The sequence below is a fragment of the Cellulomonas sp. PS-H5 genome (assembly GCF_019265565.1).
In the GTDB taxonomy this organism is placed as follows: domain Bacteria; phylum Actinomycetota; class Actinomycetes; order Actinomycetales; family Cellulomonadaceae; genus Cellulomonas.
In genome coordinates, this window is the sequence record NZ_JAHVCI010000024.1 from 44,062 (window position 1) to 57,721 (window position 13,660).

Below are 13,660 nucleotides of genomic sequence, written 5' to 3' on the forward strand. Positions count from 1 at the left end.
CCGGCCGCGCGCGCCGGGGTCCCGGCCGCCGACCGCTAGCCTTGTCTGCGCTCCCGCCGTCGACCGAAGGCTCCCGCGTCGTGACCACCTCCCCCACCGGCCCCGCCGACACCGCCGGCCGGGACGCCGCACCGCGGCGGGACCAGCGACCCGGCACCCCGGACGCAGGACCCGCGTCGTCGCGGAACCGCCTCGTCCGGCGCGTCCCGCTGCCCACCTCGGGTCCTGTCGCCCGCGTGCTGCAGGTGGGGCTCGTCGTCCTGCCGTACCTCGCCGCGGCCGCCCTCGCGCTCGTCGCCGCGCTCTGGACCTACCAGCCCTGGAAGTTCGGCTCGGCGATCGCGAACCCGAGCGGCGACAACCTCGCGTTCCACGCCTGGATCCAGAACATCGTCGAGACCGGGTGGTACGAGACCGGGGAGCGGCTGGCCGCCCCGTTCGCGCAGAACAGCCACTCCTACTCGGTCACCGACGACCTGCTGTTCGCGTTCGTCGGGAAGGTGCTCGTGCCGCTGACCGGCAGCGTCGGCGCCGCCGTCACGGCGGTCGTCGTGCTGTCGTTCCCGCTCGCGGCCGTCACGGCCGTCGGGCTCGCGCGCTCGCTCCGGGTCGGGCGCGTGCCTGCCGTCCTGGTGGGGGTGGCCTTCGCGGTCCTGCCCGACCACTTCCTCCGGGGCACCGGCGGGCACATCGCGCTCGCCCAGACCTGGGTGCTCCCGATCGGCGTCGTGGCGGCGGTCACCCTCGTCCACCGGTCCCCCTGGCGCGGCCGGCGGCTCCGCCTGCGGGAGGCCGCCGTCGTCGTCGGCCTCCTGAGCATCGGGCTCGTCAACGCGTACTACGCGGTCTTCGTGGGGATCCTGGTCGCCGCTGCCGCGCTCGGCGGCTGGCGCCTGCGCGGCTTCCGCGCCGTGCTCGTGCCCACCGTCGTGCGCGTCGTGGCGCTGGCGCTGCCGGTCGGCGTCACCATGTGGTTGGACGCGCGCTGGACGCCGTCGCCCCTCGGCTTCGCCTCCATGGCCGTCACGCGCTCGCCGGCCGACGCCGACATCTACGGCGGCAAGATCCTGGCGATGCTGCTGCCCGGCTCCGGCCACCGGGTGCCCGCGCTCCGGGCGCTGCGCCAGCAGTACGACGCGACGTTCCCGAACCCCGCCGAGGGTCCCGCCCTCGGCGTGGTCGCCGCGGCGGGCTTCCTCTTCCTGATCGTGTGGTCCGTCGTCACGCTGTGGAGCCGGGCCGGGTCGCGCCGTCGCCCCGTGCTGCAGACGCTCGCCGCTCTCACCTGGGTGTCCCTGCTCGCCTACACCGTGGGCGGCATCGGGCAGCTCTGGTCGTTCGCGCTGGACGGCGGTGGCCTGCGTGCCTGGAGCCGGATGCACGTCGTGATCGCCCTGCTGGCGCTGCTCGCGGTCGGCACCCTGCTCGGCCGTCTGCGCCGTCGGCCGCTGGTGCAGACCGGCGTGGTCGCGGCGCTGGTCGCGGTGGCCCTCCTCGACCAGACGAGCGGCATCTACCGCCCGGACCCGGGGACCGCCAAGGCCGTGCAGGCCGAGGTGACCGACCTGACCGGACGGCTCGAGGGACTACTTCCCTCCGGCGCCATGGTGTACCAGTACCCCGACGTGTCGTTCCCCGTCGCCCTGCGCACCACCGGCCCCGCCTCGGCGTACGACGGGTTCCTGCCGTACCTGTACTCCTCCGAGGACCTGCGGTGGTCGTACGGAGGGCTGCAGGGCGACCCCACGGCGGACTGGCAGCAGGCGCTCGGGCAGCGCCCGCCCGCCCAGCAGCGCGAGCTGCTGACCGCCGCGGGCTTCGCCGCGGTGCTCGTGGACACCGCGACGGCGTCGAGCACGCCGGAGGACCTCGCCGCCATGCGCGCAGCGCTCGGCGCGCCGGCCGTCGTGAGCACGAGCGGCCGGTGGGAGGCGTACCTGCTGGACGAGGACCGCGCGGCCTGCGCCGCGGACCGCACCGCCCTCGCGGACGCCGCCCTGCACCCCCCGCTCCTCTACCCGGGCGACGGGTTCGGGCCGATCGGCAACACGATCCAGGGCGCGGACGGCGGAGAGCTCCGGGTGCTCACCCTCCAGGACGGCGGCTGGCCGCGGGCCGATCTCGCGTTCACGCTCGAGGCCCCGGCGGGCGGGGCCCGGGTCACCTGGCCCGACGGCTCCGCCACGGACGTCGCCCCTGGTGCGCACCAGGTGGGCTGGACCGGACCGCTCGACGGTGCGGAGACCCGCATCGGCGTCGAGGTGAGCGGCGGCGACCCGACCGGGGTCCGCGCCTACGGCTTCACCGCGGACGTGCTGGACGCGGACGCGGACGCCTGCCTCGCGTCGGCCGAGGCGGTGCCTGCCGCCGCGCCGTGACCGGAGCGGGCACGGCCCCGGCTGGTAGAGTCTCCGTCCGGCCTGCCCGCCGCGGGCAGCGCGCCGACACCTGACGGGCCGGACCGCTGCGCAGTGTGCGACGAGGCCCGTGACCGCGGCGACCGACCCTGGGGATGAGCGTGACCGAAGCACGACCGCGACCCGACCTGGAGCTGTCCGTGGTGATCCCGGCGCACAACAGCGCCGCGGTCCTGCGGCGCACCGTCGAGCAGCTCTCCGCCCGGCTCGCGGGTCTGCCGGCCGAGGTGCTGGTCGTCGAGAACGGCTCGTCCGACGGGACGGCCGCCCTCGCGCGCGAGCTCGAGTCGGACGCGCTCCCCCAGGTGCGTGCCCTCACCAGCCCGCAAGGCATGGGCGAGGCGCTCCGCGCCGGCATCCGCGCCTCGGTCGGACGGCGCGTGCTGCTGACGGCCGACGACCTGCCCTTCGGCTTCGACGACCTCGACCGCGCCGCGGAGCTCGACCGCGAGCCGACGGTCGTGATCGGCTCGAAGGCGCACCCGGGCTCGACCGTCGACCGGGGCTCCGTCCGCTCGCTGTCGACCTGGGGCTTCCGCACGCTGCGGCGCGTGCTCCTCGCGTCGCGCGTCGGCGACTCCCAGGGCACGATCCTCGCCGACGGCGACTGGTTGCGCGCGCTCCTGCCCCGCATCGAGGCACCCGGCTTCCTCTTCTCGACCGAGCTCACCTACGCGGCCGAGCTGCAGGGCGCGGAGGTCGTGGAGGTGCCGGTCCGGCTCTCGCCCGACCACGGGCCGAAGGCGTCGACGGTCCGCGTGCGGGACGTCTGGCTGATGGGTGCCGGGCTCCTGCGCCTGCGGCGGCGACGACGGATCCTGTCGGCGCCCCTCGGCGCGGCGGCGCGCTCGTGAGCGACGCCGCACGCGTGCCGGCCGCGGAGGCGACGGTCGTGCCGCCGGCCCCGACGCGACGGCAGCGGCTCGTCGACTGGGCTCGTCGCGGGCTCATCGTGCTGGTCGTCGGAGCCGCCGTCGTCGCGCTCGTGAACGAGCGCGGGACGATCGCGGCGACGGTGGACGACATCGCGCCGTGGCAGCTCGTCGCGACGCTGGTGGTCACCGTCGTCGGCATCTACCTCGGCATGCTCTCCTGGCGGGCCGTCGTCGTCGGCATCGCGCATCCCGGACCCGGCCGCCGTCTCGGGCAGGTGTACCTCGTCGGGCAGCTCGGCAAGTACCTGCCCGGCTCGGTCTGGGCCGTCGTGCTCCAGATGGAGATCGGCCGCAAGAACAACCTGCCCCGACCTCAGGTGCTCGTGGCCGCCCTGGTGAGCACCGGGATCAGCGTCGCCGCGTCGCTGGTCGTGGGGCTGCTCGCCATCCCCCAGCTCGCGCCCACGCACCCGTGGATGCGCTGGCTCTACCTCGCGCTGCCGATCCTCCTGCTCAGCATGCACCCGCGGGTGGTCACCTGGGCCGTGGACCTCGTCCTGCGGCTCGTCCGCCGCCCGCGGCTCGAGAGCCCGATCACCGCCCGGTCGATCGTCGTGTCGTTCCTCTTCGCGGTCGCCATGTACTGCGTGTACGGCATCCACCTGTGGCTGCTGGTGCGGTCGCGCGGCGGCATCGGCCTGGAGAACGCAGCGTTCCTCACCGGGGCGCTGGCGCTGGGCATGACCGTGGGCGTCCTCGCGTTCCTGCTGCCGTCCGGCCTCGGCGCCCGGGAGGCCGTGCTCGTCGCGGCACTCGCCACGGTGATGCCGTCCGGCGTCGCGCTGGCCTTCGCGGTGGTGTCCCGCGCCATGTTCACCGTCGCGGAGCTGCTCACGATGGCGGTGAGCCTTGCCCCCGAGGTGCCCACGATGCTGCGGCACCGGCGCCAGCAGCGCGCCGCCGCCGCGGCGTCGGGCGCCTGACCGGCGCCCGACGCGGGCGTCCGGGTCAGGCGTCGGGCAGCTCGAACAGCTGCATCGCCCCGCCGAGGTCGCCGGCCGGGACCCAGTGCTGCTGGGCGTACTCGAGCGCGACGTCGCCGGGCTCCAGCAGCACGTGGGTCGCGCCGTACTCGTCCCGCAGCGCGAGCAGCTCGTCGGGCTCCAGCCGGTGGTACCCGCCGGTACCGCAGTCCAGCGGCGTGGAGACGCCCAGCGCCTGCAGCCGCTCGTTGTACTGCACCCAGGGCTCGCCGCCGTACGGCACGCTCTTGCAGTCGACGACTACGGCCCTGCGGCTCATCAGCCGGAGCCAGGTGTAGTCGGGCCGCGCCGCCACGACCGACCCCGGGGGCGTGAGGTCCTCGATGCGCTGGCCGAGCGCCACGGCGCCGTCGTCCGGTCGGTAGTCGACGCGGAGCGGGACGAACCCCGTGGCCTTCGAGCCGAACACGAGCAGCACGACCACGGCCAGGGCCGTGCCCGCGCGGACCGCCAGCGGCAGCAGACGCGGTCGCCGCGGGCCGAGCACGACGGTGGCCGCCGCCATCCCCACCACCAGCGCCACGGCGACGAGGAGGGTGGCCTTCGGCACGTTCTCCGTGTGCACCCGGAACCGGGTGAGGTTGGCGTAGGACAGCGCGTGCCACAGGACGAACACGCCGACACCCGCCGCGGCGCACACCAGGCCGAGCCACCGGCGACGGACGTCGGTCGCCCGCGCGAGCAGCAGGACGCACGTGAAGGTGGCGAACGGTGCGATGCCCATCACGAACCGGTACAGGAAGAACTGCTCCCCCAGGGTCTGGAACGGCTCGACGTCCGCGAGGTCGGTGACGAGCGCGACCAGCACCACGACCGCGGGCGCGACGAGCAGCGCGACCGAGCGCAGCGAGCGGCGGCGCGTCACGAGCGTGGCGGCGACGCCGAGCAGCACCACGAGCACGCCGTCGCGCACCACCTGCGAGGGCCAGGTGTCCGGGGCGCAGTGCCCGGGAGACGCGGTCGCGCAGATGTCGACGACGTCCTGGGAGCCGGCCACGAGGCCGCGCAGCACCCCGACGCCGTACACGGCCCCGAGGATGAGCACGACCGCGACCGGGAACCAGCGCACGACGCGGTGCCGGAACCGGTCCCGCTGCACCAGCCAGGCGACCAGCAGGGCGCCGGCGACGACCGTGCCGTGCTGGACGTGCACCACGGTCGTCACGCCTGCCAGGACGAGAGCCGCCCGGTCGCGGCGGGTGACGAGCAGGACGATCGTCAGGAACCCGAGCGCCCCGCCGAGCCCGTTCGGGACGGCCTCCCGGTGGATCACCAGAAAGGTGCCGAGCGCGAAGTACGGGCCGGTGACGAGCATCGCGCCGGCCAGCAGCTCGAGCCCGCGGGCACGCCGCGGCAGCCAGGAGTCGGCGAGCAGCACCACACCCGTGGCCGTCACGACCACCGACGCGAGCCAGTACAGGAAGTACACCGGCGCGCGCAGGCCGGCGCGCTCCGCGACCGCGGTGATCGCGTCGAAGAGGATGTGCGGCTGCGGCGCGTCGGTGTTGAACCAGTCGTTGACGTAGGCGGTGGGGTCGGCCCAGGAGATGCCCTTGATCGACAGCAGCACCTGCTCGCCGTACCCGTACTCGTACCCGGCCGCCACCGCCTGGGTGGCGAGCACGATGACGAGTGCCACCGCGGCGACCCGAGCGACCCGGCGGGTGCTCCGTGCGGCGGCGACGCGGGCCAGCGCCGCCCGCGGCCCCGCCCCCGGCGCCGCCTCGACCTCGGCGGCGGGGGTCACGCCGGCAGGGTCACGGCGCGACCGGTGCCCGAAGCCTCCAGCAGGCTCTCGGCGACACGCAGCGTGGCCAGGCCCTCCCGGAGCGACACCACCTCGTCGCGCACGCCCAGCACCGCGTCCCGGAACGCCTCGTGCTCGAGGCGCAGCGGTTCGCGCTTGGCCAGCGCGAACCGCGTGACGTCGCCCTCGGTCACCCCGCGGAAGTTCGCGACGGAGTCCCACTCGGTCGCGAACGTCCCGTTCGCGTAGTAGGTCAGGTCGACGCCGATCGTGTCCGCGACGAACGCCCCGCGCTCGCCGGTGACCATCGTGAGGCGCTCCTTCATCGGGGACAGCCAGTTCACGAGGTGGTTGACGACGGTGCCGTTGGCCAGGCGTCCGGTCGCCGCCACCAGGTCCTCGTGCTCGCGCCCGCTGCGGGCGGCCACCTGGGCCGCGACCGTGATGTACGGGCTGCCGGCGATCCAGGCGGTGAGGTCGATGTCGTGCGTCGCGAGGTCCTTCACGACCCCGACGTCGGCGATCCGCTGGGGGAACGGCCCCTGGCGTCGCGTGACGATCTGGTAGACGTCGCCGAGCTCGCCCGAGAGCACGCGCGCGCGCAGCGCCTGCAGCGCGGGGTTGAACCGCTCGATGTGGCCGACGGCGCCGACGAGGCCGGCGGCCTCGAACGCGTCGACCAGGCGCTGGGCGCCGGCCACGTCGGCGGCGATGGGCTTCTCCACCATGGTGTGGACGCCGGCCGCGGCGAGCTCGAGGCCCACGGGCTCGTGCGTCACCGTGGGCGCCGCGACGACGGCCATGTCGACGCCCGCGGCGACGAGCTCGGCCACCTCGCGGTACACCGGGAGGTCACCGGCGACGCCGTACGGGTCGCCCGTCGGGTCCACGGCGCCGACCAGCTCGACGCCGGGCAGCTCGCGGAGCACCCGGGCGTGGTGCCGGCCCATCGAGCCGAGCCCGACCAGGCCCGCCCGCAGCTCGGCCGCCATCAGGCACCCGCCTTCGCGAGCGTGTTGACCGCGGTGACCACGCGCTCCAGGTCGCCCTCGGAGAGCGAGGGGTGCACCGGGAGCGAGAGCACCTCGCTCGCCGCGCGCTCGGTCTCCGGCAGGTCCACCTCGAGACCGAAGGACGGCAGGCGGTGGTTCGGGATCGGGTAGTAGACGCCGCAGCCGACGCCGTGCTCCTCACGGAGCGCCGTCGCGAACGCGTCCCGGTCGCCGGGCACCCGGACCGTGTACTGGTGGTACACGTGCGTGCTGCCCTCGGCGACGGTCGGGGTGACCACGCCCTCGAGGTGCGCGTCGAGGAACGCGGCGTTGGCCTGGCGCTGCGCGGTCCAGCCCGCGAGCCGGCGCAGCTGCACGCGGCCGATCGCGGCGTGCAGGTTCGTCATGCGCGCGTTGAAGCCGACGATCTCGTTCTCGTACTGCCGCTCCATGCCCTGGTTGCGGAGCAGGCGCAGGGTGCGGGCGATCTCCGGCGTCGCGGCGGCGACCATGCCGCCCTCGCCCGAGGTCATGTTCTTGGTCGGGTACAGCGAGAACATCGCGAAGTCCCCGAAGGTCCCCACGAGGTGGCCGTCGCGGCTGGCGCCGTGCGCCTGCGCCGCGTCCTCGAAGAGGGCCAGACCGTGGTCGTCGGCGACGGCTCGCAGCCCTGCGACGTCCGCCGCGTGCCCGTACAGGTGCACGGGCATGATGCCCCGGGTGCGCTCGGTGACGCGGGCCCGCACGTCACGGGGGTCGAGGCAGTACGAGCCGGCCTCGATGTCCGCGAACACCGGCGTCGCGCCGGTGAGGGCGACCGCGTTGGCCGTGGCCGCGAAGGTGAAGGACGGGACGATGACCTCGTCACCGGGTCCGATCCCGCACGCGAGCAGGCCCAGGTGCAGGCCGGAGGTGCCGGAGTTCACCGCCACCGCGGCGCGGCCCTCGAGCAGCTCCGCGCCGAACTCCTCCTCGAACGCCGCGACCTCCGAGCCCTGGGCGAGCTGCCCCGAGCGCAGGACCGCGTCGACGGCCGCGCGCTCCTCGTCCCCGATGATCGGCTTCGCCGCCGGGATGAACTCCTGCTCCGTCACTTCGTCACCTCGTGCAACGTCCCGTCCTCGTTCTCTCGGTAGAGGTCGCCCGTCTCCGGGCAACGCCACTGCTCGCCGTCGGCCACGAGCGGCCGTCCGGCACGCCCGACCCAGCCGATGCGGCGGGCGGGCACGCCCGCGACCAGGGCGTGGTCGGGCACGTCGTGCACCACGACGGCCCCGGCTGCGACGAGCGCCCAGCGCCCGATCTCGACCGGCGCGACGCACACGGACCGGGCGCCGATCGACGCGCCGTGCCGCACCGTCACGCCGACCGCGTGCCAGTCGCTGGCGGACTTCAGGTCGCCCTCGGGGGTGACCGCCCGCGGGTACTCGTCGTTGGTGAGCACCACGGCCGGCCCGATGAAGACGCCGTCCTCGATCTCCGCCGGCTCGTAGACGAGGGCGTGGTTCTGGATCTTGGTGCGCGCACCGATGCGCACGCCCGAGCCGATGTAGGCGCCGCGGCCGACGATGCAGTCGTCCCCGATGACGGCACCCTCGCGCACCTGCGCCAGGTGCCAGATCCGGGTGCGTTCCCCGATCCGCGCGTCGGGTGAGACATCGGCGATCGGCTCGTTCGGACGCTCCACGGTTCCCTCTCCACGACGGCTCACCCCACCCGTGTCCCTGCGGGACCGACCCTGTGCACGGCCGCGGGAGGCGCGTCGGCACCCTACCAAGCGCACGTCCGGCGGGTGATGCGACGAAGGGCCCGGCGGCACCCGGCGTCCGGCTCCCGCGATAGGCTCGGCGGACCGACTCTGGAGGGAAGACCACCCGCATGCGCATGCTCGTCACCGGCGGAGCCGGCTTCATCGGCTCGAACTTCGTGCACCAGGTCGTGCGCGAGCACCCCGAGGTCCAGGTCACCGTCCTCGACGCGCTGACCTACGCGGGCGACGAGAAGAGCCTCGCCCCCGTCTGGGACCAGGTCACGTTCGCCAAGGGCAGCATCACCGACCACGACGTCGTGGACGACCTGGTGAAGGGCAGCGACGTCGTCGTGCACTTCGCCGCCGAGTCGCACAACGACAACTCGCTGCACGACCCCTGGCCGTTCGTGCACACCAACGTCATCGGCACGTACACGCTGCTGGAGGCCGTGCGCCGGTACGACGTCCGGTACCACCACATCTCCACCGACGAGGTCTACGGCGACCTCGAGCTGGACGACCCGGCCAAGTTCACGCCGGACACCCCGTACAACCCGTCGAGCCCCTACTCGTCCACCAAGGCGTCCTCGGACCTGCTGGTGCGCGCGTGGGCCCGGTCGTTCGGCGTGCGCGCCACGATCTCGAACTGCTCGAACAACTACGGCCCGTACCAGCACGTGGAGAAGTTCATCCCGCGCCAGATCACCAACGTGGTCGACGGCGTGCGGCCGAAGCTCTACGGCACCGGCGAGAACGTCCGCGACTGGATCCACGTGGAGGACCACAACTCCGCCGTGTGGGACATCATCACGAAGGGCCGTCTCGGCGAGACCTACCTGATCGGCGCGGACGGCGAGGTGGACAACAAGACCGTCGTCGAGCTGATCCTCGAGCTCACCGGCCAGCCGTCGGACGCCTACGACCTGGTGAGCGACCGCCCGGGCCACGACCTGCGGTACGCCATCGACGCGACGAAGCTGCGCACCGAGCTCGGCTGGGAGCCGCGGTACACGACGTTCCGCGACGGCCTCGCCGCGACGATCGAGTGGTACCGGGCGAACGAGGCGTGGTGGCGGCCGCAGAAGGACGCCACCGAGGCGAAGTACGCGCAGCTCGGGCGCTGAGCGTGCCAGGACGATGAGGCGCCGCCGCTCCCGCGCCGACGGCCCCGCCCCGCTCCCGGGCCGGGCAGGCGCGGTCGGCCGCGGCGCCCTCGGCGTCGTCGCGTCGCTGCCGGACCGGCTGCCGATCGCGCTGTTCTGCCTCGCCCTCGCCGCCTCGGTCGCGGTGCTCGTCGGCGAGCTGCGCCCCGTGGTCGTGCTCCCGGCGGCCGCGCTCCTGGTGGCCCTCACCTGGCGGCTCGCCCCGGCGGCACCGGCGCGGACCGGGCAGTCCGCCGTCGCGGCGGTAGGCGTCCTGGGGGCGGCGACGGCGTGGGTGCTGCTCAACGCGCCGTACGCCTCCGAGTTCCTCACGGTGACGCGGGACCCCGGCTTCCTCACCCTCGGCGGCGCGTGGCTCGCCGACCACCCCGCGCCTGCCATCGAGGTGCCCGACGAGGCGCGGGCTCTCGCCGAGGCCTACGACGACGTGATCGCGACGCCGCTGGCGTACACGGGCGTCGAGGGCACCCTGGTCGCGCAGGGCGCCAAGCTGCTGCCGGCGCTGCTGGGCATGGCCGGGTGGACGGGCGGCCTCGCCGCCGTCCTCGCGGGGAACCTGGTGATCGGCGCTCTGGGCCTCGTCGCGGTCTACGCGGTCGCACGGCGTCTCGCCGGGCCGTGGTGGGGCCTGGTGGCACCGGTCGCGCTCGCGCTGGGGATGCCGATGGTCGTGTTCTCGCGCGCGGCGTACACCGAACCGCTGGCGCTCGCGCTCGTGTTCGGGGGGATCGCCGTCGGCCTCGGCGCCGCCGCCGGTCGACGCGCGCTGCCCTACCTGCTCGCGGGCGCGATGGTCGGCGCGTCCGCCCTGGCCCGCATCGACGGTGCGGCCGTCGTCGTCGGCCTCGTGCTCGGCATCGGGCTGCCCGCGGCCGCGGCGGTCCTCCCCCGGCGCCGACGGCAGCTCGCTGCGGGCCTCGTGCTGGCCGTGGCGGGTGCCGGCGCCATGATCGCGCTCGGGTACCTGGACCTCCGCGTGCACAGCCCGGGCTACCTCCGCGCGCTCAGCAGCGAGCTGCGACTGCTGCTGCTCGCGCTCGGCGGGGCCCTGCTGGTGGTCGCCGTCCTGGTCGCGCAACCCTGGTCCGGGCCGCGGCGGACGCTGCTGCGCCACCGTCGCGGCGCCGCCCTGGTCCTGGCGGCGCTCGTCGTCGCTGCCGGGGCGGTGCTCTTCTCCCGCCCCTGGTGGCAGACCGAGCGCAACTTCGCCGAGGACAGCGGGTACGCGGTGACCGTCGCAGCGCTCCAGGAGCGCGACGGCCTCCCCGTCGACGGCACGCGGACGTACGACGAGTGGTCGCTGCACTGGGTGGCCTGGTACCAGGGCTGGCCGTTCGTGGTGCTCGCGGTGCTCGGCCTGGCAGCGGCCGTGTGGTGCGCGGTCCGTCGGCGGTCGCCGGGCTGGTGGCTGTTCGTCGGCACGGTCGCGGCGCCCTCGGTGCTGTACCTCTGGCGCATCAGCATCACGCCGGACCAGGTGTGGGCCATGCGCCGGCTCCTGCCCGTCACCCTCCCCGGGTTCGCCGTCGCGGCCTCCGTCGCCCTCGCCGCGCTGTGGGCCGCGCGCCGCTGGTGGGTCCGCACGGTCGCCGTCCTCCTCGCGGGGACCCTCGTGGTCCTCCCCCTCAGGGCCTGGGGCCCGATGCTCACAGCCGTGGAGCAGGGCGGACGCCTGGCGGAGGTCCGGGCGGTGTGCGACGCGCTCCCGGCGGAGAACGTCGTCTACGTGCGCGCCGGCGGGCCGCCGTACCTGGCCACGCTGCTCTCGGTGTGCGGGGTCCGCGCCGTGGAGCTCGCCCACCCGCCCGACGCCGAACGCCTCGCCCGGATCCGGGAGCGCTGGGGCGACGAGGACCTCGCGGTCGTCGCGTTCGCGAGCTGGGCCCTGCCCTGGCCGGACGGAGACGCGCCGCGACCGCTGGCGAGGTCGCGGATCACCTGGTGGCAGCTGGAGCTGAACCAGCTGCCGCGCACCGTCGTGACGGAGCCGTCCACCGTCTGGGTGGCCGAGGTGCTCCGGGACGGCACGCTGGTGCCCGCGCGGAACGGTTCCTGAGCACCCTGCGCGTCCCCCATCTGCACGAATCCTCCACGCCGTTCGCCCTGGTGGTCCGCCGCCCCGCGCGCCCCGGCTCCTATGCTGCTCTGTCGTGACCTCCCGCCATGCCGCTCCGCCGCGCCCGCGCGCCGTCCGCCACGGGCGCCCGCGGCGCAGCCACGGCGTCCTGCGGGGCGCCGCCCTCGCCGTCGTCGCGGTCCTGTGCTTCGGCGCCTCGGGTGCCGCGGCGCTCTACGTCCAGCTGAACGGCAACATCAACACGATCGACGCGAGCGACCTCATCCAGGCGCTGCCCGAGCCGTCCGTGACCGCCACCGGTCCCGCGGACCCGGACGACCCCAACGCGGGTCGCGACGTCAACATCCTGCTGATGGGTTCCGACGAGCGGGACGGCGAGAACGAGGCCATCGGCGGCCACGTCGACGGCATGCGCTCCGACACGACGATCGTCGCGCACATCTCGGCGGACCGGAGCCGGGTGGAGCTCATCTCGATCCCCCGCGACTCGCTCGTGGACATCCCGTCCTGCACCATGTCGAACGGGAAGACCACGTCGGCGCAGCGCAACGCGATGTTCAACTCCGCGTTCGCGATCGGGGCGGACAACGGCGGCGACATCGCGTCCGCCGCCGCGTGCACCGTCAACACCGTGCAGCAGAACACCGGCGTCCGGATCGACCACTTCGTCGTGGTCGACTTCGCCGGCTTCACCAAGATGGTCGACGCCATCGGCGGCGTGCCGATCTGCATCCCCAACGACATGAACGCACCCAAGGCCGGGCTGTTCCTCAACGCGGGCGAGCAGACGCTCACCGGGAGCCAGGCCCTGGCCTTCGCGCGCGCCCGCACCGGCCAGGGCGTCGGCGACGGCTCCGACACGAACCGCCTCGGGCGGCAGCAGGAGCTCCTCGCCGCCGTGGTCCGTGAGCTGCTGAGCAAGAACATGCTCACCGACATCACGCAGCTGATCCGGTTCCTGGACTCGGCCACCGAGTCGCTCTCCATCGACTCCGGGTTCAGCTCGATCTCCGACATGGCGGGGCTCGCCTACAGCCTCCGGGGCGCGTCGGCTGAGAACATCTCCTTCATGACGATCCCGTTCGCGGCGGCGCCGAGCGACCCGAACCGGGTGGTGTGGACCTCGCAGGCCGACACGATCTGGGCCAACGTCGCAGCCGACCAGCCGATGCTGGCCGGCACCGGCGACGACCCGTCGGCCTCCGACCCGGGCACGACCGACCCGGGCACGACCGATCCGGGCACGGGCACGACCGACCCGGGCACCGGAACGGGCTCCGAGACCCCCGCCGCCCCCGCCCCCGCGGCGACCACCCAGACCCGCGAGGCGGGCAAGGAGGCGTTCTCGGCCAGCGACGTCACCGCGGTCTGCGGCTGACCGTGGCACGCCCCGAGGACCGAGACCACCGCGACGACCCCCGCGGGACCCCGCCGAGCTTCACGCCCGGCGCGGCGGGCCGGCGCCCGTCGGCCGACGGCGCCCGATCCGTCGGCACCCCAGCGCCCGACCCGGCCGCGGCCCGTCCGGTACGCCCCGCCCGGCCGCCGGCGCGGCCCGGCCGCACGTCCACGCCGCGGTCCGCACCCGACGCGCAC

At 74.6% G+C, this 13,660-nt stretch carries 10 protein-coding genes; 6 read left to right on the forward strand and 4 right to left on the reverse strand.

Features of this window, described 5'->3' with window-relative positions; translation table 11 throughout:
- Positions 1-80 precede the first annotated feature (80 nt).
- The 3 genes from J5O08_RS11210 to J5O08_RS11220 all read left to right on the forward strand — a co-directional run bounded on the left by J5O08_RS11210 (position 81) and on the right by J5O08_RS11220 (position 4,275).
- Entirely contained in the window at positions 81-2,378 is a 2,298-nt protein-coding gene (locus J5O08_RS11210) for a hypothetical protein (RefSeq protein ID WP_218706946.1), read from the forward strand.
- A 140-nt stretch (positions 2,379-2,518) separates the two neighbouring features.
- Positions 2,519-3,271 carry a glycosyltransferase gene (locus J5O08_RS11215; protein ID WP_374225972.1) on the forward strand — a complete coding sequence of 251 codons (753 nt, stop codon included), beginning with the start codon at positions 2,519-2,521 and terminating at the stop codon, positions 3,269-3,271.
- A complete protein-coding gene (locus tag J5O08_RS11220) occupies positions 3,268-4,275 on the forward strand; it encodes a lysylphosphatidylglycerol synthase domain-containing protein (protein ID WP_218706948.1) in 1,008 nt (335 codons plus the stop codon). The genes J5O08_RS11215 and J5O08_RS11220 overlap by 4 nt, the downstream gene beginning before the upstream one ends.
- A gap of 25 nt (positions 4,276-4,300) precedes the next feature.
- Here the strand turns inward: J5O08_RS11220 and J5O08_RS11225 are convergent, their stop codons facing one another.
- The 4 genes from J5O08_RS11225 to J5O08_RS11240 are packed head-to-tail and all read right to left on the reverse strand — an operon-like array spanning position 4,301 to position 8,761.
- Positions 4,301-6,082 carry a DUF6798 domain-containing protein gene (locus J5O08_RS11225; RefSeq protein WP_218706949.1) on the reverse strand — a complete coding sequence of 594 codons (1,782 nt, stop codon included), beginning with the start codon at positions 6,080-6,082 and terminating at the stop codon, positions 4,301-4,303.
- Positions 6,079-7,074: a Gfo/Idh/MocA family protein gene (locus tag J5O08_RS11230; RefSeq protein WP_218706950.1), complete on the reverse strand. Its 996-nt coding sequence runs from the start codon at positions 7,072-7,074 to the stop codon at positions 6,079-6,081. Before J5O08_RS11230 ends, J5O08_RS11225 begins: the two co-directional genes overlap by 4 nt.
- The gene (locus tag J5O08_RS11235) at positions 7,074-8,168 is read right to left on the reverse strand and encodes a DegT/DnrJ/EryC1/StrS aminotransferase family protein (RefSeq protein WP_218706951.1); all 1,095 of its coding nucleotides are present in this window, start codon (positions 8,166-8,168) and stop codon (positions 7,074-7,076) included. Before J5O08_RS11235 ends, J5O08_RS11230 begins: the two co-directional genes overlap by 1 nt.
- Positions 8,165-8,761: an acyltransferase gene (locus J5O08_RS11240; RefSeq protein WP_308281562.1), complete on the reverse strand. Its 597-nt coding sequence runs from the start codon at positions 8,759-8,761 to the stop codon at positions 8,165-8,167. Before J5O08_RS11240 ends, J5O08_RS11235 begins: the two co-directional genes overlap by 4 nt.
- A gap of 191 nt (positions 8,762-8,952) precedes the next feature.
- On the opposite strand from J5O08_RS11240, the gene rfbB reads away from it, so the two are divergent.
- The 3 genes from rfbB to J5O08_RS11255 all read left to right on the forward strand — a co-directional run bounded on the left by rfbB (position 8,953) and on the right by J5O08_RS11255 (position 13,442).
- The gene (gene rfbB / locus J5O08_RS11245) at positions 8,953-9,948 is read left to right on the forward strand and encodes a dTDP-glucose 4,6-dehydratase (protein ID WP_218706952.1); all 996 of its coding nucleotides are present in this window, start codon (positions 8,953-8,955) and stop codon (positions 9,946-9,948) included.
- Positions 9,949-9,961: 13 nt separating this feature from the next.
- Complete coding sequence (locus J5O08_RS11250; RefSeq protein ID WP_218706953.1) at positions 9,962-12,043, forward strand: hypothetical protein; 2,082 nt, start codon at positions 9,962-9,964, stop codon at positions 12,041-12,043.
- 94 nt (positions 12,044-12,137) lie between these two features.
- Complete coding sequence (locus J5O08_RS11255; protein WP_218706954.1) at positions 12,138-13,442, forward strand: LCP family protein; 1,305 nt, start codon at positions 12,138-12,140, stop codon at positions 13,440-13,442.
- Positions 13,443-13,660 lie beyond the last annotated feature (218 nt).